This is a genomic window from SAR324 cluster bacterium, assembly GCA_015232315.1.
In the GTDB taxonomy this organism is placed as follows: domain Bacteria; phylum SAR324; class SAR324; order SAR324; family NAC60-12; genus JADFZZ01.
The window spans coordinates 152,741-175,490 of sequence record JADFZZ010000005.1 but is presented as its reverse complement, the minus strand read 5'-3'; the positions used below and the strand labels follow the sequence as shown (position 1 = coordinate 175,490).

Here is a 22,750-nt window from a genome sequence, read left to right as displayed (position 1 = left end):
GATTGTCTGAAAACTCAAAGGCGTGAGGCTTTTCGATGGATCGCTTTGAGGGCTTCCCGTTTGCTGAGGCCAGAAAGTTCGTTTTCGTGTTGTTTTACAAAGGCTTGAACCCATTCAGGATCCACATAGGAATAACCACGGAGAACCCAGCCAATCGCCTTGCGGATAAAAAACTCCTTTTCGTGCATCAACTGAAGGATGGATGCTTCCAGCAGGGGAACGTTGGTGGTGTCCTGGTGGCGGAGATGTGCCAGCAGGGCGGATCGGCGGAACCAGAAATTTTCAGAATGGAGCCACTGTTGCAACCGGGCTTCATGTGCCCTGTTCTTCATCACCAACCGGCTTACCAGACTGCCGGCAATCGGATCCACCAGATCCCAGTTGGTCGCGGTTTCCAGCAATTTTTCATACAGATCCATGGCGTCATTAGTCTGAAACTTTTTGTAATATTCAGCAACGTCGAGCGCCATGTACATTTCTTCACGACTTTCCCCCTGCCACAGAGCCAGAATCAACTCCCGATATTCATCAAAGGTTTTCACAGGAAACCGAAGGCGGGCTTCCCTGAAAATCTGACGGCGTTCGGGAGCTTTCACTCCATAACATTTCTGACTGGTTTTCATGTAGGCGCCCATGCCTCTGGAAATTTCAGGATCGGCCTGTTCTTCCAGAGCATGGCGGATAAATTCAAGAAACGAATCCATGCTATTTCAATTCCTTTGAGGATTTTTTGAGTAAACTCCGGGCAATGATGAGTTTTTGAATTTGCTGGGTGCCTTCAAAAATATCGAGAATTTTTGAATCCCGCGCCCATTTTTCCAGCAGATATTCTTCGCTGTAGCCCAGGCTTCCGCAAAGTTCCACGCAACGCAATGTGACCCAGTTGCCCATGCGTCCGGCCTTGGCTTTGGCCATGGAGGCTTCTCTGGAATTGGGTCGGCCATTGTCGGCCATCCATGCGGCTTTCAGGGTTAGCAGTCGTGCCGCTTCCAGATCCGCTTCCATTTTATACAGCTCCGCTTCAGCCGCACTGACATCAAACAGGCGTTCCTGATATTTTTGCTCAATTCCTTCTTTGGAAAGAAGCTCTTGAGTTAATTCCAAGGCGGCTTTGGCCACGCCAATTGCCATGGCGGCGACAATTGGACGGGTGTTGTCAAACGTTTGCATGACACCACCAAACCCTTTCTGGGTGTCGATTTCTTCGGTGCCCAGCAAATTACTGCGGGGAATGCGACAATTGTCGAGAATGATGGTTGCCGTGTCAGAGGCACGGATTCCCAGTTTTTTTTCCAGACGGACAACTTCCATTCCAGGGGTGCCTTTTTCCACGACAAACGATTTGATCGCGGCTTTTCCGACTTTTTTATCAATGGAGGCCCAGACCACCACCAGATCCGCGCGTTCTCCGGCAGTGACAAAGATTTTTTCACCGTTGAGCACCCATTCATTGCCATCCAGAACCGCCGTGGTTGAAATGTTGCTGGAGTCTGATCCGGTTCCGGGTTCTGTAATGGCCATGGCGGCCCATTTTCCCAGGAACCGTTCTTTCTGTTCGGGAGTTGCCACTGCGACAATCGCCGCGTTGCCCAGCCCCTGCCCCGGTATGGTCAAGGCGAGTCCAACATCACCCCAGCACATTTCAATCATGTTCTGGACCGTTCCCATATTTTTGCCATTACGGATTTTTTTGGGGTCTTTGCCTTTTTCCTTGTCACGGCTCAATCCGCCAGCGCCTTGTCCGGCACCGCCGTCTTCCATGCCGTCGAGGATGGAACGCAACATGTTCAGTTCGACCGGATATTCATGCTCGGCGGTGTCATATTTGCGTGAAATAGGACGAAACATGGATTCCGCCAATTCATGGGCCATGTCGGAAATCACTTTCAAACTTTTGGGAATTTCGAGATTGATCATAAGAATCCTTCATAAAAAATTGAGATGGAATTTGTATTAAACAAGATAGCCGCCTTCCAGAATTCCGATTGCCCGCAATTGGCGATACCAAAGTTCTACGGGGTGTTCACATACAAATCCATGTCCGCCCAGCAACTGTACGCCATTGGTGCCGATTTCCATGGCTTTATCCGCACAGAATATTCGGGCAAGGTACGCTTCCCGATGAAAATCCAGTCCCTGCTCTGCCCTGCTAGCGGCCCGATAGGTCATCATGCGCATGGCTTCGAGTTCTGTGGCGATATCCGCAATCATGAAGGCTACCGCCTGACGATGACTGATGGGTTCACCAAAAGCTTCACGGGCATTGGCGTAATCAATCGTGTAATCCAGCACAGCCTGACAGGTTCCCACGGCCAGAGCGCACAAGCCAATGTGGCAGAGATCCAGCAATTTTTGATGATCATAGTTTTTTTCCTGTTCTCCCAGCAACGCGTCATGAGCCACAGTGACATTGTTCAATTTCACTCGTGACATTCCGGTAGCGTGCAGCCCCATATGCCGTTCTTCCTGAAACGAGATTCCTTCCGCATGGGTTTCTACCAGAAAAGCTTTGGGTCCCTCTCCGGAAAGATTCGCCACAACCAGCAGCAGTTTGCATTGCGCCCCCAGCGGAACCATGCATTTTTCACCAGTGATAACATATCCCTGTGGTGTTTTGACCGCTTTGGTTTCAAGTCGATCCGGATTAAAGCGGGCTTTGGGTTCCATGAGCGCGATCGCGGCCGCAACGAATTCTTCGCCGGCAAAATTGGGAAGATAATGGGATTGCTGGTTCAAGCTACCAAATTCATTGAGGGCGTTGATCACTCCCAGCGGTGCAAGAGCCGCCAACGCTAGCGACATATCCCCCTTCGCCAGTTCTTCAGCCATCAACACACTGGTCACAGGGGAACGGCTGGTGCCAGCTCCATCCAGTGCTTCAGGAATCGCCAGCAGGTTGAGTCCGACGTCCTGGCATTGCTTGAAAAATCCTTCAGGAACGGTTCGCTCTTCATCGGCCTGTCGAGCTACCTTTTTTATCTGCTGATCCGCGAATTCATGGATGGTTTCGCAAATCATCTGCTGTTCATCGCTTAAGGTCAGATCAAACACATTGGCTGGAGTCGCATGTGAAAGTTCCTGTTTCGGCAGAATTTTTTTCAGGGATTGAAATTGGGATTGGGCGATGGTTCCAGTTTTCACCACGGTTTTCATTCCGTGATACATCAGTTTTTCAGCGTATTCCCTCAAGCCGAACTGATTTGCCAGTTGTGATCCTGAAAACTGGTTCAGCATACGCAGGCCCACCCCCATGGGCGTTTGTGGAATTTTAATGTGTTTCATCGGATTTTTCATACAGACAACCTCCAAAAAAGGATCAGAAAAGTATACAAGCTGTCTACTATACCACCTGAATTTATTTTTCAACGTAATTTCCTGTGTTTTATGCGGATAGCGGATTTGAAATGAAAAAACTCAGACGCTCCCTGATTTTTTCTTCCCATTCCAGCTTTTGTTTGTTAAGTCTCAAACGTAACAATTCATTATCTATTTTTATTTTCCGGGGAAGGCACCATGAACATAGCAGATGGCGGAGCAGAACTTTCAGCATGAAAAATCCCTTGTTCAATTTTGGAGGACGTCCAGGCTTCTTGCGGAGCGTCAATAGAGATTTCAAACCTCCGCATAGATATTTGACCACCCATTGACGAATAGTTTCTTCACTGACCTGAAGAATTTGAGCGATCGTGGAGAATCAGTGTCCATCGGACACAGCTAAAATGCCACGGATACGATTGACCAATGTCAGTTGATCGGAATGAGTCGTTTTTTTGAGATTGTTCATGAGCGATTTGGGCTGAAAACGGGATAACTCAAATCGAAAATTTAACATGGTGTCCTTAAGGTGATAGAGGTTATTTTCTTTGATTTCTCAACAAAATCAAAGATAACCGTCTTCTTGAAGGATGCCAATTTATTTTTCTGAAACACTATACAAGCATGTTTACCAGAGGAAATTCCATTGCACATCACAGAACAAAGACTTGTAATTTTGAGGTTCATTCCTTAGTTTGGCACTCCGCTGAGTGATTAACCTGCGGCTTCGATGGTGTGCAAAACACATGTTTCATTTTACTATTTGGAGAGATATGTTTCGAATATTGACGCTTAACCAAATATCCATCAAGGGGTTAGACCAATTCCCGAGAGACTCTTATGAAGTAGCCAGTGAGATTGGTCATCCAGATGCAATGCTTCTGCGCAGTCACAAACTTGCGTTGGAGGCTCTTACTGATTCTGTCAAGGCCATTGCTCGAGCCGGGGCCGGAGTGAATAACATTCCGGTTGATCATTGCACAGAAAAAGGAATTGTTGTGTTCAACACACCTGGAGCCAATGCCAACGCGGTCAAGGAACTGGTGCTCAGCGGCTTGCTGTTATCTTCCAGAGGGATCATTGAGGGCATTCATTTCAGTCGAAATCTGAATAAAAACATGGCTTATGATGAAATGAATAAACTGGTAGAAAAAGAAAAGAAAAATTTTGGCGGAAATGAAATCGCGGGCAAAACACTGGGCGTGATTGGTTTGGGCGCAATCGGATCTATGGTAGCGGAGATGGGACTCAAACTGGGCATGAAAGTGTATGGTTATGATCCGGCCCTGTCAGTTGAAGCCGCATGGCGTCTTTCCAATGAAGTTCAGCAGGCAGAAAACATTCCATCGCTGTTATCTCGTTCAGACTATGTAACACTTCATTTGCCGGTGATGGAAAGTACAATCAAATTGATCAATACCAACAATATCAAAACCTTGAAAAAAGGTGGTTGCTTACTGAATTTTTCACGGGCGGAAATTGTGGAAACCGGGGCTGTTCTTCAGGCTATTGCTGATAAAAGATTGAATCATTATGTGACTGATTTCCCAGTTCCAGAATTTATCGAAATTCCACAAATCATTATGATGCCGCATATCGGCGCAAGCACAGAGGAAGCCGAAGACAATTGCGCTGTTATGGCCGCATCACAACTCAAGGATTTTCTGGAACATGGAAACATTCGGAATTCAGTGAATTTTCCCGCGTTGAATATGGAACGTAGCAGTGGCTACCGTTTGGCACTGACCAACAAAAATATCCCTAAAATGCTGAGCAAAATTCTTGCGATTTTGGCCGATAAAAATATCAACGTCATTGATATGATTAATAAAAGTCGTAATGATATCGCCTACAATCTGATTGATATTGAGACAAAGCCATCGGAAGAATTAATATCCATTCTGAAAGAAATTGAGGGTGTAATCAATGTTCGAAGTTTATAATGATAATCTTTTTTCATAAGGAACCTATGACAAATCGTGTTTATAATTTTGGGGCTGGCCCTGCAATGTTACCCATTTCTGTCATGGAAAAAGCACAGGCAGAGTTTCTGGATTTCAATGGAATGGGTGCGTCTGTGATTGAAATCAGCCATAGATCCAAGGAATTTGAAGCACTTCTCGCTGAAACAGATACTTTATTCAAGGAACTGACATCTTTACCGGAAAACTACAGGATCCTGTATGTTCATGGTGGCGCCCGTATGCAGTTTTCAGCTATTCCCATGAACCTTATTGCGCGATCACCTTCACGGAAAGCAATTTATGTGGAGTCAGGGGATTTTGCCAAAATTGCCCGTAAAGAAGCGGAACGATATGGGAAAATAGATGTCATTGCTTCCAGTGCCGACACAAAATATGATCGTATTCCAGCCTTTGATGTTTCGAAAATTGATCAGGATGCCGCGTATTTCCATATCACTGGAAACAATACCATTTATGGCACACGATGGCAGCAATTTCCAGAAACAGGAAACGTACCTCTGGTAGCCGATTTTACCTCTGAAATGCTGTCAAGAGTGGTGGATTTTTCTAAATTTGGCATTGCTTACGCTGGCCTTCAGAAAAACCTCGGGCCTTCAGGAGTGGCTGTGGTGGTAATCCGCGAGGATCTGCTTGGACATGCGATCCCGGAAACACCCACGTTGCTTGACTATGCCCAATATGAAAAAGATCACTCCATGACCAACACCATCAACACTTTTGCGATTTACATGATGAAGCTTGTGCTGGAATGGTTTAAAGAATTGGGTGGAATTGCCGCCCTTGAAAAAATCAATGTCCAAAAAGCAAACATTCTCTATGATCTTTTGGACAATTCAGGATTTTATAAAGCGGTGTCTCATCCAGATCATCGGTCTATCATGACAGTGACGTTCAATCTTCCCTCTGAAGATCTGTTGGCAAAATTCTTGAAAGACGCACTGAAACAAGGTTTATATGCCTTAAAAGGACATCGCAATGCCGGTGGTGTTCGTGCTTCAATCTATAACGCCATGCCAGTTGCGGGTGTCAATGCTCTTGCTGATTTTATGAAAGAGTTTGAACGTCAGAATGGTTAATTCTCAGGGAAGGGGATTCCCCTTCCTTTTTTATTCCGAGGTTCTTCTATGACGCTGGAAGAGGCGTGTGAAATTCTGGAAGTAAGTCCACAGGCTTCTGTTGAAGAAATTAAACAAAATTATCGTGATCTTCTGCATGTCTGGCATCCTGACCGATATGTGGACAATCCCAGAAGACAGGCAAAAGCCTCGGAAAAAACAAAAGAAATCACTGTCGCCTATCAAATCCTCATTTCTCACGTTTCCTCCATCAATTCCCGTGCGGAAACAAACCCCCCACCAGCCGTTGAAAATCCACCTCCGTCAAATACTGTGGATGAAGCACAATTTTTTGAAGTTGTATTAAAAATATGCCAACGCAATCCCCACTGGTTCAAAAAAGGATTTGATCTCAACTGGCATCTGCAGCATCGATCTAATATACTTGAAAAACATTATTGGCAACAAATCACACATCAGGCAGAATCCTATTTTAGGACCTTTGGCGGTAAAGACTGGGATCTGTGGATTCATGACTTTAGCCACCATATAAAATCCATTGAAACCCTGGGGGTCTGTCAAATTTCAATACCTGACGCACCTCATGGAAGCTTGTGGCGTCGGCCTTTTGGTGGGAAAACAGTAGAAAATGATCGAAAAGCTTATGTGATGATGCTTAATGCGTTGTTTGATCATCAAATTGAAACGGTTACCGATTTGCATGGAAATCAGTTGGTTCGTCGAAATGTATCCCGAAAAACATGAATAATTCTCCCTTTTTATATGGAAAAAAATGTTACACCGAATGAGTTCGTTTTTATTTGCGTGGTCAATCCTGTTTTCATTAACGGCTCATGCGGACACAAAAATCGCAGACCAGCAGGATGCCCGTTATGACCAAAGAAGTTATCGGCGGTTCATTCTGGACAATCAGGTCAAAGTCCTCCTCATTTCTGATCCCACCATTCAGAAGTCTTCAGCCTCACTCAACGTTGCGGTTGGTTCACTCAACAATCCTGTGACGCGTCCGGGTTTGGCTCATTTTCTTGAACACATGCTGTTTCTGGGTACAGAAAAATATCCTGAAGCCGGGAGTTACCAGAAATTTGTTTCAGACCATGATGGCTATACAAATGCCTATACTGCGGATGATCATACCAATTATCACTTTGAAATCGCCTCTGATTATCTGGAAGATGCTTTAGACCGATTTGCGCAATTTTTTGTCGCCCCCTTGTTCAATCCTCAATTTGTTGAGCGTGAAATCCATGCGGTTGATTCGGAACATTCAAAAAATATCCCCAATGATTATTGGAGAATGCAACATGTCATTCAGCAAGTTTTTGACGAAAAACACCCTGCACGATTGTTTTCGACAGGAAATCTGGAAACCTTGAACGGGGTTACTCAGGAGGAATTAGTTACGTTTTACAAACAGCATTATTCCAGTAACTTAATGACTTTAGCGATTTCTGGAAAAGAAGATCTGGATACTCTTGAACGTTTTGTACGCAGTCGTTTTTCTCAAATTGCCAATCACCATATGGAAACCTTCACGTTTCCCTCTGAGTTTTTAAAAAAAGAATCACGGTTTCGATTGTTACGAATCCAGACTATTAAAGACAAAAGAACGTTACAGTTGATGTTCCCACTTCCTGCGGTGGAACAGTGGTACAAAAGCAAACCCCTCCAGATTCTGGGATATCTAATTGGACATGAGGGCAAAGGAAGTTTGTTATCTTTACTGAAAAAGAAGAATCTGGCCACAGAATTATCTGCGGGAACAAGCCTGTCAACCAATTCCTATGCTGCATTTACGATTTCTATCTCATTGTCTCCTGATGGTATGGAACATTATCAGGAGATCATCATAGAGGTGTTTCGTTATCTGAAACTCTTACGAGAAACAGAATTACCGGAATATATGTATAATGACGTCCGGACAATGTCAGAACTGGATTACAAATTTGCGGAAAAACAGGAAGGTTCCTCGCTGGTGTCCATGTTTTCAGCACTGATGCAGACCATTCCGTTGACAGATCTGCTGGAGGCCCCGTTTGTCTATTCTGAGTTTGAACCTGAAGTGTTTAAACAATTGTTACACAGGTTCACTCCGGATAATATGCTGGTCGTTATTTCCAGTAACAATCAGCCGACAGGCATGGTTACTCCATACTATAACGCCCATTATGCCGTTGAAACATCTGACATTGATTTAATGAAAACCTGGAATTCCTTGTCCATACCCACCGAACTGTTTCTGCCAAAAAAAAATCCCTTCATTCCTCAATCCCTGGCGATTCTGACAGATGAAGCAAAATTTCAACTGACATATCAAAGTATCGCAGGATTAAAACAGGAAGGATTGGAGGAAGGACTGATTGCCTCGGCAATGTCACAACTTGGAAACATCTGGAAAAACTGGTCTGAATTACAAACTGGACTGAAACTGGATACCACCAGTGCGCCTTTGTTAAAAAAACTTCTGATCAAGCATGTGATGGATGTTCCTGAAAAAATAATTGAAACTCCTTTTGCGGAAGTATGGTTTCAACAGGATATTCACTTTGAGAGTCCCAAGGGGCAGGTATTTATTCTCTTCAACACACCACAGGTTTATGAGACACCAAGACATGCGGTACTCTCTCAGCTTTATGCAAAATCTATGATGGAGGGATTGAATGAGTTCAGTTATCCTGTAAGAATGGCCGGACTTGATTTTAGCTTAAGCACCGACAAAAAAGGTGTTCTGCTCTCAGTGGGCGGTTATTCAGACAAACTACCCGATTTGCTGGTAACTATTTCTCAAAAATTGAAGGATATCACCATTGATGAATCAACCTTCCAGAGCATCAAAGAAAAATTGCTTCGCGAATATCAGAATTTTCAATTTCAGGCAACCTATCAGCAGGCCTTTTATTACCGGAGCCTGTTGCTTGAAAAAGAAAAATTTTCCTTGTTTGATTATGAAAAAATATTACCTGACCTGACGCTGAATGATCTAAAAAAATATGTGGCTGAGAACCTGTTCAAAGCATATTTTATCCAGGAACTGGCCTATGGTAATCTGTCAAAAACAGAAGTCAGGCAGGCAACAGAAAAAATTATTCAATATCTTCAAGGTGAACCACTTCCTAAAGAGAATCTGTTTGAAGAGGAAATCCTCAGGGTTTCAAAAGGATCTCAGGATTTTGTGCATCAGGTGTCCAACAACAATTCAGCCATTATTATGGATATACAGACCGATATGGAAACCCCGGAACTGAATGCCGCCGTTGCCTTAACCGGCCAGATCCTGGGGCCGGAATTTTATAATGAAATGAGGACAAAGCAACAACTGGGGTATTTGCTGGATGGTGGAATGACAAATAATAACAAACTGCTTGGATTATTATTTATTATTCAATCCGGAAATTATGCTCCAGATTTACTCTTGCAGCGCATTAATAAATTTTTGGAAGCGTTTATTGAACAACTTCCGTCTTTACCACCTGAGCAATTTGAACTCTTGAAAAAATCCTTGATTAATTCCAGGCTCCAAAAAGCAAACTCCGTGATGGGGCAAGCCTCCTGGCTCTTCGATACCGCCTTTGAAAAGCATGCTGATTTTGATTATCTCAGCAAAGATATCAGGGCATTGGAACAAATATCAATGGACGATCTCAACAAATTTTTATCGACATACCTTATTTCTGAAAACCAGCGAAGACTCATACTTTTATTTTTCAGCAAAGATCATGTTTCTGACAAAGTTCCTCAAGGAACCATTCAATCCATTCAGAATTTCAAGAAACAACAAAATAATGATAAATAACCGTATGTATGGAGGTGGTTTATGACTCAATCTTTTGTGATTTCATTTGCGATGGAATCAATTCGAATGGCGGTGCTTCTTTCTGCGCCAATGTTGGCAGGAGCTCTTGTAATAGGAATTCTGATTTCAATATTTCAGGCTGTGACCCAGATTCAGGAACAAACCCTCTCGATCATTCCAAAAATGGGAATTATCCTAGGGATCATTGCGCTGCTGTTTCCATGGTTATTGACACAGGCAACAACGTACATGGCATCTGTTTTTACAAATTTTCCAAGATTTATCGGGGGATGAAGAAGATAGATAGTTCTTCACTCAGGCCCAGGGGAGAACAACCTGAGTGAAGAACGTCCGCGTAGGCCTTTGATATACTCAAGCCAGGGGAAAATAACTTAAGTAAAAGCCTTTCACACGGTTTGAAGGAAATAATGCTCGCTCAAACCAGGGGAGTAGTCTGAGCGAGGAATTTACCCATCAATGATGGGCAGGGGAGACTCTTAGGGTTCAAGGCTTAAACCAACGATGTGATTCAGCTCGAATGAACTGCTATCTTCAAATGCCTCATTGGGATCATAATGATCACCTGCAGGCTTGGCACCTTGAACTTTCGTAATTTTGCCGCCTTTATCGAAGAACATTCTCATCGCTTCTTCAAGCTCTTCGCGGGTCACTTTTTCAGCAAATTTTCCAGCCATTTCATTCTCCTGATATTAAGATTTTGAAGGAGCAGGGGATTTTGCAACAGGTTTTTTAACCTTCTTTTTAGCAACAGGAGCTTTTTTTACTTCTGCTTTAGGAGCTTGCTCTGAAGTTGCTGATTTTTTTTCAGGTACGCCACCCAGAAGTTTTTGAACCTGTGAATGATAATTGCTGATATTTTTATCGTAAATTTCTTTAATTTTATTCAGAAGTTCTTTTTCTGAATTAAAAGTTTTCTGAATATTCTGATCAATGGTGGTGTTCAGAATTTTTTTAAGTTGTTCAGTTACTTTTTCCAGATTTTCCTGGACAACCTGTTCGATCTTTTCCAGAGTTTCTTTGGAATCAGGCAAAAATTTGTCAGCAAACTTATTCATGGTGGTTTTGATCTTTTCCTGGCCTGATGAAAGTTGCTTTTCCACGAGTGTGGTCAAATCTTCTGCTTTATTTTTGGTCTTCTCGTAACCTGTTTCACGAGCTTTTAAACCCTTTTCATAAATTTCAAAGGTGCTTTCAATCAGTTGCTTCTGTAATGTGAACAATGCCTCAATACCTTTCAGTACAGCATCCTGATATTCTTGCCCCATGTCTTTGATCTTATTAGTCATATGTTCTCCAAACTCATCAGTTTTGAATGATTGAACTCAACAGAAAATAAAATGCGTGGATCTTGAAAGAATGTCAAATCTTTTTTGTGCAACTGCACAAAAAAGATGGCAAGTGCCTGTATTCTCAAAATATTTGTGCGAGTGCACAATCAGGATTCGCTAATAAACTCAAAACCCAGAAGTGATACAACGCTGAATAAAACGTCAAAGATGATCAGCAGTTTCCACCAGGCCATCGGGAACTCCGCCATTTCAGGGGAAAAAACGTATGTTGTGATTTTAACTACACACATCAAGTTGGGGATCATGAGAGGAAATAACAGAATAGGCAGTAATATTTCTTTGCCTTTTAATGATGCGGACATTGCCGCCAATAATGTTCCCAGTGAGCAAAATCCTAATGTTCCAGCCATCAGCACCAGAATCAGTTCGCCTATGAGTTGCGGAGTAGTCCCGAAAAAAACAATGCACAATGGAATGATCATCGCCTGAATCATAAGCATGAAAATCGCGTTTGACAGCAGTTTTCCCAGAAACAATGCACTACGGTCTACAGGGGTTAACAGCAAACCTCCTATACAATCGTTATCAACTTCCTGACCAAATGATTTGTTCAGGCCCAGAATGCCCGAAAGGAGAAAAACCACCCAGATAATGCCCGAAATACTTTTTTTGAATAAACCCGGATTGTCCGCAGAGGCAAAATAGAAAATAAGCAACGTGAGGAATGCAAAGAAAAACATGGAAATGAATTGTTCTTTTTTGCGCAGATCAATGATCAGATCTTTCCAGATTAATATGAAGGTGGATTGAAAAAAATTTTTCATAAAAACAGGAGAGCCGAAGGTGGGAAAACGCTCTTCTTGCGAAGAGCGTCAAAAAATATCAGGACTTTGACAATTGATGTGCTGATGCGGCTTCCATGAAGCGATAAATTCGAGGTAAGCCTTCCAGAGGATCATCCAGCAGGCCTTCAATCAGGAGGGCATTGCTGAATAACTGTTCTACAATTTCCTTAAGAAAAAATGACTCAGCATCTTTTTTAATCAATTCACTCAGATTTTTAATAATTGGATGAGACGTGTTGATTTCAATGGTTTTTTTGCTCATCTGAAATTCTTTGTTGACCATTTTCATCATTTTTTCCATGTGAGAACTCATGCTCTCACCTTGGGATATTAGAGAACAAGGACTTTCTACCAGACGTTTGGATTCAATCACATCCGCAACACGTTCCGCCAATTGTTTTTTGATAAATTCAATCAGTGTTTTGGTATCATCCTTAGACAGTTGATCCGCGTTTTTATCAGAATCGACGGTTTCAATATCTTTTTGAGAAATGCTTTTGAATTTCTTGCCCTCATATTCCCGGAGATCCGACATCAGAAAATCATCAATATGATCATAGAGAAACAGGACTTCCAAATTGTGTTTTTTGAAGTATTCCAGATTGGGATTATGCATGATACTTTCTCTGGAAGGTCCAATCCCAAAGTAAATCTCTTTTTGGTCGTCACGCATACGCCCTACATAATCTTTCAGTGAAACCGTCACTGAATTATCATCTTGCACGGAAGAATTAAAACGCAACAATTCAACTAATTTATCTTTGTTGGCAAAATCAGAAGTGATTCCTTCCTTGATCAACACACCATACTGCTTCCAGAAGTCGTTATATTTTTCTGAATTGGATTGTGAAAGTTCCTGTAATTCCTTGAGCAAACGTGTTGTCAGACTTTTTTTAATTTTGTCAAGCAATGCGTTTTTTTGAATATTTTCACGAGAAACATTCAAGGGCAGATCCTCCGAATCAACCACCCCTCTGACAAAGCGGAGGTAAGCCGGCAGTAAGTGATGGTTATCATGTTGAATCAACACACGTTGAGCATACAAATTCAAGCCCTTGCCTTCCCGTGAATACAGGATGTCGTTGGTGATTTCACTGGGAATATAGAGCAGTGTGCTGTATTGAATCGGCGCATCCACGGATAAATGCAGATTGAGTAGGGGCGTCTTGTTATCAAAGGTCAATTCTTTGTAAAAAGCCTCATAATCTTCTGTTTTTACGCTGGACTTTGGTTGTGTCCAAAGTGCTAGGACCTTATTTGCGGTGTTGCCATCCACCTTGATAGGGAACGAAATATAGTTGGAATATTTTTTGATAATGGATTCCAGTTTATATTTGCTGCAGAATTCCTTGGCATCTTCCTTGAGAAAGACTGTAATAGAAGTTCCTCTGGTATTTTTTTCAATAGCTCTAAGCTGATATTGTCCAGATCCGTCAGAGGACCATTCCCAACCCTGCTCATTCTGTTTCCAGGATCGTGTGGATACCACAACTTTCTGGGCCACCATGAAAACCGCATAAAATCCAACTCCGAATTGGCCAATCAGATTTTGAGGTTTCTGATCACCTGCGTTGGCTTCCTTAAGAAAATTCAGCGTACCCGAATTGGCGATAGTTCCAATATTCTTGATGAGTTCTTCCTTGTTCATCCCAATTCCGGAATCTTCAATAGTGATTGAATTTTCTTTTTCATCATGGGTGATAGTGATTTCAAGCGGTGCTTCCTTATCAATGGCATCAGTGCTTGTCAGTGCCAGAAACTGATATTTGCTCATAGCATCCGACGAGTTTGAAACCAACTCCCGCAAAAACACCTCTCTGTCCGTATAAAGTGAATGGATGAGGATGTTCAACAATTGCTTCATTTCTGCCTGATACTCATGCGTTTCAGCAATGTTTTGTGTTTGCTCTGTCATTTTTCTCCTGGATTTGAGGGTTATCAATTTTGTACTGGAAGCATCTAACACAAATGCTTTCAGCTTTTGTTTTAAATTTTTACATTTATTTTCAGTGAGTCTTGCCGAGAAAATACATGAGCAGTCTGTAAGTTCAAGACTTTATAAAACCATTTTTAATGAGGACAGTAACCATGTCATCTTTTTACAATCTGATTCGTCCTGTGCTGTTTCAACTGGATCCTGAACAAGCCCATCACAAGACTGTCCATTCCTTGAATAATTATTGCGCTCTTCCAGGAGCACAATGGACCCTGAACCAGGTATTCGGTTATGAACACCCTGCACTGAAATGCAAACTGGGTTCGCTGGAACTGGATAATCCCCTTGGACTGGCCGCAGGATTTGACAAGGATGCACAGGTTTACAATCCATTGTTTGTCCTAGGGTATGGTTCTGTGGAAGTCGGCACGGTCACACCAAAGCCTCAACCGGGAAATCCCAAACCACGATTATTCCGGCTTGTGGAAGATGAGGGCGTGATCAATCGCATGGGCTTCAATAACGAAGGTGTTGAGGCAATGATTGCGCGTATCCGGCAGAATCCCCCACAACGATGCCTGGGAATCAACATCGGTAAAAACAAGGATACTCCGCTGGATCAGGCTATTGATGATTATAAAACCGCCATGAAAACAGCGTATCCTTATGCAAATTACATTGCCGTGAACATCAGCTCGCCTAACACCCAAAACCTGCGGACATTACAGGAAAAATCCTCCTTGGCCAGATTGCTCAGCGAATTGCTGGAGTTGCGGGTTACCATGCAACTTCCCCTCAAACCCATCTTTGTGAAAATTGCTCCGGATCTGGAACAGAGTGACCTGATGGATATAATCCAGGTGGTTAAGGAGTTGTCGCTGGATGGCATCATTGCCACAAATACAACCCTATCCAGAAATCATTTGAAGAGTTCCAGTCATACGCAGGAACAAGGCGGACTCAGTGGACGCCCTGTCCAGAAAAAATCGACAGACATCATTAAAAGCCTGTATCAGCACCTGGGCCCCAACATTCCGATTATTGGCGTTGGCGGAATTTTCACAGCCGAAGATGCCTATGAAAAGATAAAAGCCGGAGCGACTATTGTTCAAATTTACACAGGAATGATTTATCAAGGGCCGGGAATCGTCAAACAGATCAAACAGGGCCTGGTAAAATGCCTCGAAAATGACGGGTTTTCTTCCATCACGCAAGCAATCGGAATTGAGGCCTGACCCAACCAGGACGTTGCCTCAATTTTTAGTGGCAGGAACAGTTCTAATCCAGGTGAGTTCATGTTTGTTGTGTGACAAATGCAGGATTCTGCTGTGTGGAATTTTGGAAAATTCATGTAGAATTTCATAATGTTCCTGCCCCTGAAATTTGATCGTGCAGACAAATTGAATAGGTGCCCCGGTATCCAGCCATGTGTGGAGCCATGAAAGTAATTTTTCCGGATAACAGATCACATCGCTGAATATCCAGTCAAACCCTTCTTCTTTTTCAGGGCGAATCGCAAACGCGTCTCCCTTACGGAATGTCACACGAGGAGACCGCATCAATTCTGGAATCAATTCAGAACGATCCACACACAGCACATCCGATCCTGTTTTTTCAAGCACCCAACTCCATCCGCCAGGACTTGCCCCGATTTCCAGACAACGCTCTCCCTGCACCGGATATTTTCCAGCAAGAGTCAATGCTTCCCATAATTTCAGATAGGCTCTGCTCGGAGGCCCAGTTCTGTTTTCTTCAAAATGAAGTTGTCCATGCTGAAACAAACTCGAACAATCAGACGAAGCAATCAGGAAATCCGGAGCCAGCAAGGTCCATGAACCCATTGGCAGTTGCGGTAATGATGCGGGAAACGTGATTGGTTTTAAGGACAAATGAGGAAGTTTTTCCTGAATGAGATGCGCCCTGCGATGTGCACAGATTGAATACAGACACCAGTTCCGTTGGATCTGCCTCAATTGCTTTGCGGCCTCATTGATGGACGCAATCTGAAGCACCCTCGGATTTTTCCAGACATTTTGTGACCAGAATGTTTGCTGAGGTGGTCCTTCCGCGAATATCAACCGGTCATAAACCGCAAATACCTGTTCAAGTTCTCCTAAAACCTGCTGTATAAAACCTTCCGGTGCCAGATAGCCTGAAAAAACAGGTTTTGTTTTAAATATGGAGAGATCCATCTCATTCATTTCAAAACCCATGCGCTCCAGAGGGGAATGGTCACAATGGAACATAAGGTTGAAACAATGTTGGCCCCCGCCGCAAACCCGGGTGCTCCGCCATAACGATGTGTGAGGATGACCGATGTGGAAGCAACCGGCATTAACGCTAAAATAGTGGCGACGTTATAAATTTCACGGGAAATCGGCAAAATTCTCAAAATTCCAATGGTCACCAACGGAATCAGAATCAGGCGGACCACTGTCATGTAGATCAGATCTCTCAGATCATCCCGAATTTTTATCTGATACAGGGAGGCTCCAATCAGAATTAAAATCAAAGGAACAGACGCATCTCCGATTTCACCTGAAATTTTGAGAAAAATGGATGGAATCCATCGTTGTAAATCAAGAAAAACAATCACAATAGCAACGATTAAAGTTATCAACGACGGAGTTAGCATGTTTTTTCCGGCCGCCTTCCAGTTGAATTCACCCAAAACCCCCACTCCAATCGACCAGAATCCGACCAAAGTTCCCAGATGCAAGATAAACAGCATGGCAACTGCAGAATCGCCCCATAGATTTTGTAGGATAATGATGGGAAGAAACGCGAAATTATTGGTTGCGCACAGATGGAGAAAGGTCTTCCGGATCTGTGGATCCTGACTTTTCATTCCCGATTTGAGCATCAATCCCATGAGTGTGCCCAAAACAATGATTCCAAGCCCCAGCACTGGCAGGACCCAGAACTCAACCCATTGGTTTGCATGAAAATGGCCGACAATGGTGTGAAGAATGAGGAAGGGCATCATGATATCCAGCACAAATCTGGACCAGTTCGCGATGGTGTCCTGAGTCAGATATCGCCAGTGCCGTGACAGCCAACCCACTGCAAACATTGCGAAAATTTCAAGAATTGCCGAGATGATCTGATAAGTCATAAATGTCTGGTCTGAAAATAAATATTGGTATAGGTTTCGGATGTTCGCTTTCAAACTCAAGAGTTATAAGTTTTCAGTTATCAGCCTTCAGTTTTTAGTAAGTCATTGAAATTAATATTTTTATAAATATAAAACTTTCAAAGAAACCTTTATGCCTGTAAAAATAATAATAATTTCAGTCGGTTCAAAAAATAAAAACTGAGAACTGAAAGCTGAGAACTTACCACTGTCGAGTTCAAAATATTATTTGGGCAGTATCAACCGTCTTTCCGAGAAACAAAAGATGAATTTCAAAGGACATGCGTTTGGGGGGGGGATTACCGGAATTGGAGTCGCAGGCCTTGCGGTTTTTTCTGGCGTGATTCCTGTCACTCCCGAATTGTTGAAGCAAATCATGAACGCACCCCTACAGCACATGAATCCTGTTTCAATTTTGCTGTCTATCTTTGCGATAACCTGGTTCATGTCACTCTTTCCTGACCTGGATACCGCATCGGTTCCACAACGATGGTTTTTCAGAATCATGCTGATCATACTGGGAATTTTATATGTGAAACGCCAGATGGATCTGTTTGCGCTTGTGGCGTTCAGTGTGTTGTTGCCAGTCATCCACAAGCATCGCGGTTGGACTCACTGGAAAATCACACCATGGCTGGTTTCAGTTTTTCTGGCCATTGTGTATGAATATTTCAGAGTTCAGGAGGCTTGGTTTGCATCGTTTTCGTGGCATAATGTCCTGGCGTTTCTCAAACAATACTGGATTTTTGTCGTAGGATGCGTGGCAGGACATTACACTCATTTATTCCTTGATTCCCGGTCAGTCAAATGGTTGCCTTTCATTGCCAACAGTACCAACCATCATTAACTGGTAGACCTTCACGCCTGTATCCGCAGATGATTCTTCGATACGGTATTCATGGGCTGTTCAGACATTATTACAACGGACATAAAAAAGATATGGTGTTCCCTTTCTGAATATGTTTAATAAAATATATCCTGTGTCGTAAAACCCTTCATTGATCCACTGTTTGAAATATGGAATCCGTATGACCTCCTCGCCTAAATTACCTTCATCACTGATTGATCAGCAACTTCGTCAGAAAATGGAACAATGGAATATTTCACCGGTCACCTATTTGCGATTGTTGGTCGCAATGATTCAGGCCGATGGGATTCTGCATCCTTCTGAAGCAGATTATTTCCTTAAAATGTCTGAAATTCTGAATCTGTCAGACAGTGATAACCAGTTGATTCAGACAGATTTCATGGAACCACCCGATTTTGAGTCCCTGCTTCATTCACTGGAATACCCAGAATCGCCGGAAGCCAGAAAGATTTTGCTGGAGAACATTTTTCCTGTGGCACTGTCTGACGGCACCATTGATTCCAGCGAACTCCTCATGTTCCATAAACTACAGGATCACCTGGGCGTCAAAATCCCGATGTTAGAACGCTGATTCTTAAAACAATGAACCCATGGGACGAATATGGCCTATGTATTGGCAAGCCCGATTCCCGAAGCACTGGGGATTCGTGTTTTTGAAAAAGTAAGCGAGATCAGAAATAATCCGGACATCATGCAACATGCTGACGCCATTGTCCGTCTGCTGTGTGAAATTTCTGAAGTGACCCTGAATTATTATTTTCTGAGACCACTGGATCTGATTCATGCCGGAAATTTCGGACAACGTCTGGTCACGATGGGAATTCAGACTTCAGTCGGATTGACCCGAACAACATCCGGTAGATTATTGCGTCAGATGGATTCAACACAATTGTTGAAGTTTGCGCAATGGGTGGAAGATACCATTGTGATCGAACAAAGTGGACGCTATATGCTGGCCTGCCCTGTGGGTCCCGGTGATGCTGAGATGGTCTTTGAGGTAGTTCGTAAAATCAGAAAAAACCCCGTCAAACATATCCATACAGACCAAACCGTCAATGCGGCCGTAGAAATCACCAGAATATCGCTCAACCATTTTGCCATTGAACCGTTGAATCTGATGCGGGTCGGTGCTTTCGGTCACAAACTGGTGGATATGGCAATTCATGCGGGTCTGGGGATTTTAAGGATGACCGGGCCTAAACTGGTCAATCCTCTGGAAGGAGAGGATCTGATCGCGTTTGCCGGTTTTTTTGAAGGGTTGATGGTTCCTGTTGATCAATATTCCTTTCAAAAACATTTTGAAGTGACTTCCACCCGGTCCAATCCATCGTGAGCAACGAACGGAATATAATTCATGATTCGTCAGGGAATGGCGCCATATCCTGACTGAGCGCTCGTAATTTCTGGGTGAGTGTCCGGATTATCACTCTCAACAGCCTCTCTCTCAATTCATCGGGAAACAACTGAATCGCAAAATAGGGGAGCATGAACACCAGCGAAGGGGTGTGGCTCACCACTCTGGTACGGGAGCGTTCGCGTGACAGCAGGGTTGTTTCGCCCAGCAGTGCGCAGGCCTTCAACTCTGTCAGCAACAGGGGTTCATAAGACGGATGAATACGGTAAACGCCAACTTCTCCTTCGAGAATAATGCCCAGTTTGTCAATGGTTCCCTCTTCTCTGATCAACACTTGACCTGCTTCAAACTTTTTTACAAATCCCAGTTCCATCAGTTTTTTGATTTCATCCAGTTTGAAATTCATGAAAAATTCAGCGTTTCTGATTTTTTCAATAAATTCATTGGAAAGATTTTGTTCTACCTTCAAAACCGCTTTCAGTTTTTCAAAGGTGTTCTGTTTTTCCAGAGGCTTGACCAACACATGATGAATGTAATGCTCCTTACATTGCTTGAGTTTGGCAAAAGTGACTTCTTCGGTGAGCAAAATCAGTGGGATTTTAAACCATTGTTTGTGCTCAACCCATTTTTCAATCAGCATGTTGAACTGCAATCCGCCAAATTCATCGACAATCAGCAGTACAATGGAAGATTCATGGGCCTTCATGAATTCTATGCCTTTTTCCGGATTGGAGGCGGTAAGAACCTGAAATGTTCTAATGGCCTTAAAGGTACTGGTTAGTAGTTTAATGGCTTCCTGATCCTGGGTTACCAGCAGAATTTTTGATTGAGTTTGGCTCATGAATTTCCCTCTGAAACAAAATTAAGTGAAACTGAATTGATGCAATAACGTTTTCCAGTAGGCGCTGGACCATCCTCAAAGACGTGTCCCAGATGCGCTCCACAAACAGCGCACAGGACCTCCGTCCTGACCATGAACCAGCTTCGGTCTGTTTCGGTTTCGACATTTGTTGAATTATACGGCTTCCAGAAACTGGGCCACCCGGTCCCGGAATCAAATTTTGCGTTTGAGTCAAACAGAGACGTTCCACAACACACACATTGGTAGATCCCGGCATGTTTGTGAGCATGGTATTGGCCGGTAAAGGCTCGCTCTGTTCCTTTTTTGCGACAGATCTGAAACTGTTCAGGTGTCAAAATCTGTTTCCATTCCTGCTCTGATTTTTCAATATGACGAGCCATTGGTTCCTCCTGTTTTTAAATTGTCTTTTTCCTATACATACTCAGACGATTTTGCTAGACATCCTAATGTAGGGTAGTCATGAAACCTGATTTCCGTAAACATGTTTGTTTATCATCTTTGATGCACCTGACAACGACCAACGATTGTTCAAATTCATTGAAGCACGTTTGTTTTTTTATTGCAAACCTCCAAACTGATAAAGGGGCCACATGCTAGCTATCCATGAGATGATCAAAAATAATGTGATGTTGAAAGTCAAAGATTTAATGACAACAGAGCTGTTCACATTAAAAGAAAACGACAATCTCAATATTTCCAAATTTCTCATGGAAAATAAAAAAATCCGACACATGCCTGTGATCAATCATCGTCATGAATTTATCGGATTAATCACTCAACGCGATCTTCTTGCCATGAATATTTCCACACTGGCCGATCTGGATGAGGAACAGGAAGCCGATATTCTCAAGGGTATTCCTGTGGTTGAGGTCATGCGGGAAGAAATTGCAACGGTCACACCAGACACGGATCTGCAAGACGCCGCCAAACTCATGTTTGACCATAAATATGGCTGTCTGCCTGTGCTGGATGGCAAAAAATTGTTGGGCATCATCACTGAAGCTGATTTTGTTCGGTTGACCTGGAAATTGCTCCAATATGCCAAAGAGCGTCAGGATGAACAAAACGATTGAGTTCATTTCCCCCTGAAGCACTCATAGACCTCAGGGGGAACACGCGACTCCAATCAGTAGCGTATTTGAAAATCAGAATAATTTTTCACGTTCCCTTTTTTCACGATCACATTTTTCACCTGAGACATGGGGGAACCCAGGTGACACCAATCCTCAAAAAAACGCATCGCTTCTTCAGAACCTTCCGCTTCAATAAAAACACTGCCATCGGCCTGGTTTTTGACATATCCCAGAATGCCCAGTCTCACCGCTTCCAATTGCGTGTAATAGCGAAAAGACACACCCTGTACAATTCCCGTAACAGTGATCTGATGGTGGATCATAGTTCTGATACCTTACGATGATTGTCAATTAACAGATGACGCTGACGAGTGATAGGTTTTTAGAATACGAAGCATGCTGGTTATCCGGTCCATACTTTGAACGGTGTAGTCATTGATATGTCCTGTCTGGCCTTTATGCAGCATGGTTTCCTCAACAGTGAGGAAGGAAATCAGGAGTTCACTGATGACCGTGACTTTCCGTGCTTTGGATTCGAGTGTATTCACTTTATCCAGAACTTTCTGATAGTTCGGTAACGTTTTCAGCAATTGATTCAGCACCTCAATGCGCTGTTTTCCTTGCTGAAGATTTTCACTCGAAATCACAGTCGTATCGTTGAAATACCGTATCAGCATGTCTTTGCTTTGTCCGATAAAAGCTCGAATCGAAGAAACTTTTGAATTCAGATACGTCAATTTTTTGTGAGTTTCCCTGATTTTTTCTTCATTTTTTTGCAGTTCAGCATTGACGAACAGATACATTCCCTGAAACAGAATTTTTTGAAAAGCCCCACTGCTTTTGGGTATTCTGTCTTTGCATGTGCTCTGTATGGTATACAGCAATGACAGATAGCAGGGGTTCAGAGTAACAATCCCGGAAAGTTCAAGGATCGTGAGCATTTGTTCATCAGGCGCGTCGAGCATTGTGAGCGTGATAAAAAAATTGGAGACTTCCTCATAAACCCCTCTGAGTTCAGCACCAACCTCGGCTTTTACTCTGTCAATCGGAGGAAAATCTTCTGGTTTGATCTCAGGAATGACCTGATATGAAGGCTGTAGTCCTGACGCGATCGAGTCAGTTTTTGATGAAATTTTTATTGAAGATGCAGAGACGCCCATAATCATACCTTCAAAAAACAGGAAAACTCAGAGATCAAAC

General features: G+C 43.1%; 24 protein-coding genes. 10 read left to right on the top strand and 14 right to left on the bottom strand.

The features are described from left to right. Positions 1-14: 14 nt before the first annotated feature. The 4 genes from HQM11_06430 to HQM11_06415 form a co-directional block, all read right to left on the bottom strand. A complete protein-coding gene (locus HQM11_06430; GenBank protein MBF0350649.1) occupies positions 15-704 on the bottom strand; it encodes a DNA alkylation repair protein in 690 nt (229 codons plus the stop codon). A gap of 1 nt (position 705) precedes the next feature. Then, positions 706-1,917: an acyl-CoA dehydrogenase gene (locus tag HQM11_06425; GenBank protein ID MBF0350648.1), complete on the bottom strand. Its 1,212-nt coding sequence runs from the start codon at positions 1,915-1,917 to the stop codon at positions 706-708. A 36-nt stretch (positions 1,918-1,953) separates the two neighbouring features. Then, a complete protein-coding gene (locus tag HQM11_06420) occupies positions 1,954-3,294 on the bottom strand; it encodes an acyl-CoA dehydrogenase family protein (protein ID MBF0350647.1) in 1,341 nt (446 codons plus the stop codon). A 400-nt stretch (positions 3,295-3,694) separates the two neighbouring features. Then, positions 3,695-3,832, bottom strand: coding sequence for a hypothetical protein (locus HQM11_06415; GenBank protein ID MBF0350646.1), 138 nt, complete (start codon positions 3,830-3,832; stop codon positions 3,695-3,697). A gap of 256 nt (positions 3,833-4,088) precedes the next feature. Between HQM11_06415 and HQM11_06410 the strand changes: the two genes are divergently transcribed. The 5 genes from HQM11_06410 to fliQ are packed head-to-tail and all read left to right on the top strand — an operon-like array spanning position 4,089 to position 10,463. After that, entirely contained in the window at positions 4,089-5,258 is a 1,170-nt protein-coding gene (locus tag HQM11_06410) for a phosphoglycerate dehydrogenase (GenBank protein MBF0350645.1), read from the top strand. 26 nt (positions 5,259-5,284) lie between these two features. Next, positions 5,285-6,376 carry a 3-phosphoserine/phosphohydroxythreonine transaminase gene (gene serC / locus HQM11_06405; GenBank protein ID MBF0350644.1) on the top strand — a complete coding sequence of 364 codons (1,092 nt, stop codon included), beginning with the start codon at positions 5,285-5,287 and terminating at the stop codon, positions 6,374-6,376. 48 nt (positions 6,377-6,424) lie between these two features. Next, complete coding sequence (locus HQM11_06400; protein MBF0350643.1) at positions 6,425-7,120, top strand: DnaJ domain-containing protein; 696 nt, start codon at positions 6,425-6,427, stop codon at positions 7,118-7,120. Positions 7,121-7,148: 28 nt separating this feature from the next. After that, positions 7,149-10,169, top strand: a complete 3,021-nt coding sequence (locus HQM11_06395) for an insulinase family protein (GenBank protein MBF0350642.1) — start codon at positions 7,149-7,151, stop codon at positions 10,167-10,169. A gap of 21 nt (positions 10,170-10,190) precedes the next feature. Further along, positions 10,191-10,463, top strand: a complete 273-nt coding sequence (gene fliQ / locus HQM11_06390) for a flagellar biosynthesis protein FliQ (protein ID MBF0350641.1) — start codon at positions 10,191-10,193, stop codon at positions 10,461-10,463. 203 nt (positions 10,464-10,666) lie between these two features. Here fliQ and HQM11_06385 read toward each other — a convergent pair whose 3' ends face one another. The 4 genes from HQM11_06385 to htpG all read right to left on the bottom strand — a co-directional run bounded on the left by HQM11_06385 (position 10,667) and on the right by htpG (position 14,239). Continuing rightward, positions 10,667-10,864 (bottom strand): hypothetical protein, encoded by a 198-nt coding sequence (locus tag HQM11_06385; protein ID MBF0350640.1) that lies wholly within the window; start codon positions 10,862-10,864, stop codon positions 10,667-10,669. A 15-nt stretch (positions 10,865-10,879) separates the two neighbouring features. Further along, on the bottom strand, positions 10,880-11,476 hold the full coding sequence (locus HQM11_06380; protein MBF0350639.1) for a hypothetical protein: 597 nt from the start codon (positions 11,474-11,476) through the stop codon (positions 10,880-10,882). A 149-nt stretch (positions 11,477-11,625) separates the two neighbouring features. Further along, entirely contained in the window at positions 11,626-12,303 is a 678-nt protein-coding gene (locus tag HQM11_06375; GenBank protein ID MBF0350638.1) for a heme exporter protein CcmB, read from the bottom strand. 58 nt (positions 12,304-12,361) lie between these two features. Beyond that, entirely contained in the window at positions 12,362-14,239 is a 1,878-nt protein-coding gene (gene htpG, locus HQM11_06370) for a molecular chaperone HtpG (GenBank protein MBF0350637.1), read from the bottom strand. Between the two features lie 173 nt (positions 14,240-14,412). Here htpG and HQM11_06365 point away from each other — a divergent pair, with 173 nt between their 5' ends. Beyond that, positions 14,413-15,495, top strand: a complete 1,083-nt coding sequence (locus HQM11_06365) for a quinone-dependent dihydroorotate dehydrogenase (GenBank protein ID MBF0350636.1) — start codon at positions 14,413-14,415, stop codon at positions 15,493-15,495. An 18-nt stretch (positions 15,496-15,513) separates the two neighbouring features. Here HQM11_06365 and HQM11_06360 read toward each other — a convergent pair whose 3' ends face one another. Together HQM11_06360 and HQM11_06355 are read right to left on the bottom strand one after the other, a co-directional pair. Beyond that, positions 15,514-16,452, bottom strand: a complete 939-nt coding sequence (locus tag HQM11_06360) for a hypothetical protein (GenBank protein ID MBF0350635.1) — start codon at positions 16,450-16,452, stop codon at positions 15,514-15,516. 5 nt (positions 16,453-16,457) lie between these two features. Further along, entirely contained in the window at positions 16,458-17,375 is a 918-nt protein-coding gene (locus HQM11_06355) for an AEC family transporter (GenBank protein ID MBF0350634.1), read from the bottom strand. Positions 17,376-17,658: 283 nt separating this feature from the next. On the opposite strand from HQM11_06355, the gene HQM11_06350 reads away from it, so the two are divergent. The 3 genes from HQM11_06350 to HQM11_06340 all read left to right on the top strand — a co-directional run bounded on the left by HQM11_06350 (position 17,659) and on the right by HQM11_06340 (position 19,594). Further along, positions 17,659-18,240 carry a metal-dependent hydrolase gene (locus HQM11_06350; GenBank protein MBF0350633.1) on the top strand — a complete coding sequence of 194 codons (582 nt, stop codon included), beginning with the start codon at positions 17,659-17,661 and terminating at the stop codon, positions 18,238-18,240. Between the two features lie 181 nt (positions 18,241-18,421). After that, positions 18,422-18,832, top strand: a complete 411-nt coding sequence (locus HQM11_06345) for a TerB family tellurite resistance protein (GenBank protein ID MBF0350632.1) — start codon at positions 18,422-18,424, stop codon at positions 18,830-18,832. Between the two features lie 30 nt (positions 18,833-18,862). After that, positions 18,863-19,594, top strand: a complete 732-nt coding sequence (locus HQM11_06340) for a hypothetical protein (protein ID MBF0350631.1) — start codon at positions 18,863-18,865, stop codon at positions 19,592-19,594. 19 nt (positions 19,595-19,613) lie between these two features. On the opposite strand, the gene HQM11_06335 is transcribed toward HQM11_06340, so the two are convergent. Both HQM11_06335 and msrB read right to left on the bottom strand, forming a co-directional pair. After that, positions 19,614-20,456 carry a cyclic nucleotide-binding domain-containing protein gene (locus HQM11_06335; GenBank protein ID MBF0350630.1) on the bottom strand — a complete coding sequence of 281 codons (843 nt, stop codon included), beginning with the start codon at positions 20,454-20,456 and terminating at the stop codon, positions 19,614-19,616. After that, a complete protein-coding gene (gene msrB / locus HQM11_06330) occupies positions 20,453-20,857 on the bottom strand; it encodes a peptide-methionine (R)-S-oxide reductase MsrB (protein ID MBF0350629.1) in 405 nt (134 codons plus the stop codon). The genes HQM11_06335 and msrB overlap by 4 nt, the downstream gene beginning before the upstream one ends. 246 nt (positions 20,858-21,103) lie before the next feature. Here msrB and HQM11_06325 point away from each other — a divergent pair, with 246 nt between their 5' ends. Beyond that, positions 21,104-21,550, top strand: a complete 447-nt coding sequence (locus HQM11_06325; protein MBF0350628.1) for a CBS domain-containing protein — start codon at positions 21,104-21,106, stop codon at positions 21,548-21,550. 53 nt (positions 21,551-21,603) lie between these two features. On the opposite strand, the gene HQM11_06320 is transcribed toward HQM11_06325, so the two are convergent. Beyond that, positions 21,604-21,873 (bottom strand): acylphosphatase, encoded by a 270-nt coding sequence (locus HQM11_06320; protein ID MBF0350627.1) that lies wholly within the window; start codon positions 21,871-21,873, stop codon positions 21,604-21,606. Between the two features lie 24 nt (positions 21,874-21,897). After that, complete coding sequence (locus tag HQM11_06315) at positions 21,898-22,710, bottom strand: hypothetical protein (GenBank protein ID MBF0350626.1); 813 nt, start codon at positions 22,708-22,710, stop codon at positions 21,898-21,900. Between the last annotated feature and the right edge of the window lie 40 nt (positions 22,711-22,750).

Bases quoted from the DNA above. Each gene is read 5' to 3' on its own strand.
- HQM11_06430 (MBF0350649.1), bottom strand. From the start codon at position 704: ATGGATTCGTTTCTTGAATTTATCCGCCATGCTCTGGAAGAACAGGCC.
- HQM11_06425 (MBF0350648.1), bottom strand. From the start codon at position 1,917: ATGATCAATCTCGAAATTCCCAAAAGTTTGAAAGTGATTTCCGACATG.
- HQM11_06420 (MBF0350647.1), bottom strand. From the start codon at position 3,294: ATGAAAAATCCGATGAAACACATTAAAATTCCACAAACGCCCATGGGG.
- HQM11_06415 (MBF0350646.1), bottom strand. From the start codon at position 3,832: ATGTTAAATTTTCGATTTGAGTTATCCCGTTTTCAGCCCAAATCGCTC.
- HQM11_06410 (MBF0350645.1), top strand. From the start codon at position 4,089: ATGTTTCGAATATTGACGCTTAACCAAATATCCATCAAGGGGTTAGAC.
- serC (MBF0350644.1), top strand. From the start codon at position 5,285: ATGACAAATCGTGTTTATAATTTTGGGGCTGGCCCTGCAATGTTACCC.
- HQM11_06400 (MBF0350643.1), top strand. From the start codon at position 6,425: ATGACGCTGGAAGAGGCGTGTGAAATTCTGGAAGTAAGTCCACAGGCT.
- HQM11_06395 (MBF0350642.1), top strand. From the start codon at position 7,149: ATGTTACACCGAATGAGTTCGTTTTTATTTGCGTGGTCAATCCTGTTT.
- fliQ (MBF0350641.1), top strand. From the start codon at position 10,191: ATGACTCAATCTTTTGTGATTTCATTTGCGATGGAATCAATTCGAATG.
- HQM11_06385 (MBF0350640.1), bottom strand. From the start codon at position 10,864: ATGGCTGGAAAATTTGCTGAAAAAGTGACCCGCGAAGAGCTTGAAGAA.
- HQM11_06380 (MBF0350639.1), bottom strand. From the start codon at position 11,476: ATGACTAATAAGATCAAAGACATGGGGCAAGAATATCAGGATGCTGTA.
- HQM11_06375 (MBF0350638.1), bottom strand. From the start codon at position 12,303: ATGAAAAATTTTTTTCAATCCACCTTCATATTAATCTGGAAAGATCTG.
- htpG (MBF0350637.1), bottom strand. From the start codon at position 14,239: ATGACAGAGCAAACACAAAACATTGCTGAAACGCATGAGTATCAGGCA.
- HQM11_06365 (MBF0350636.1), top strand. From the start codon at position 14,413: ATGTCATCTTTTTACAATCTGATTCGTCCTGTGCTGTTTCAACTGGAT.
- HQM11_06360 (MBF0350635.1), bottom strand. From the start codon at position 16,452: ATGGATCTCTCCATATTTAAAACAAAACCTGTTTTTTCAGGCTATCTG.
- HQM11_06355 (MBF0350634.1), bottom strand. From the start codon at position 17,375: ATGACTTATCAGATCATCTCGGCAATTCTTGAAATTTTCGCAATGTTT.
- HQM11_06350 (MBF0350633.1), top strand. From the start codon at position 17,659: ATGAATTTCAAAGGACATGCGTTTGGGGGGGGGATTACCGGAATTGGA.
- HQM11_06345 (MBF0350632.1), top strand. From the start codon at position 18,422: ATGACCTCCTCGCCTAAATTACCTTCATCACTGATTGATCAGCAACTT.
- HQM11_06340 (MBF0350631.1), top strand. From the start codon at position 18,863: ATGGCCTATGTATTGGCAAGCCCGATTCCCGAAGCACTGGGGATTCGT.
- HQM11_06335 (MBF0350630.1), bottom strand. From the start codon at position 20,456: ATGAGCCAAACTCAATCAAAAATTCTGCTGGTAACCCAGGATCAGGAA.
- msrB (MBF0350629.1), bottom strand. From the start codon at position 20,857: ATGGCTCGTCATATTGAAAAATCAGAGCAGGAATGGAAACAGATTTTG.
- HQM11_06325 (MBF0350628.1), top strand. From the start codon at position 21,104: ATGTTGAAAGTCAAAGATTTAATGACAACAGAGCTGTTCACATTAAAA.
- HQM11_06320 (MBF0350627.1), bottom strand. From the start codon at position 21,873: ATGATCCACCATCAGATCACTGTTACGGGAATTGTACAGGGTGTGTCT.
- HQM11_06315 (MBF0350626.1), bottom strand. From the start codon at position 22,710: ATGGGCGTCTCTGCATCTTCAATAAAAATTTCATCAAAAACTGACTCG.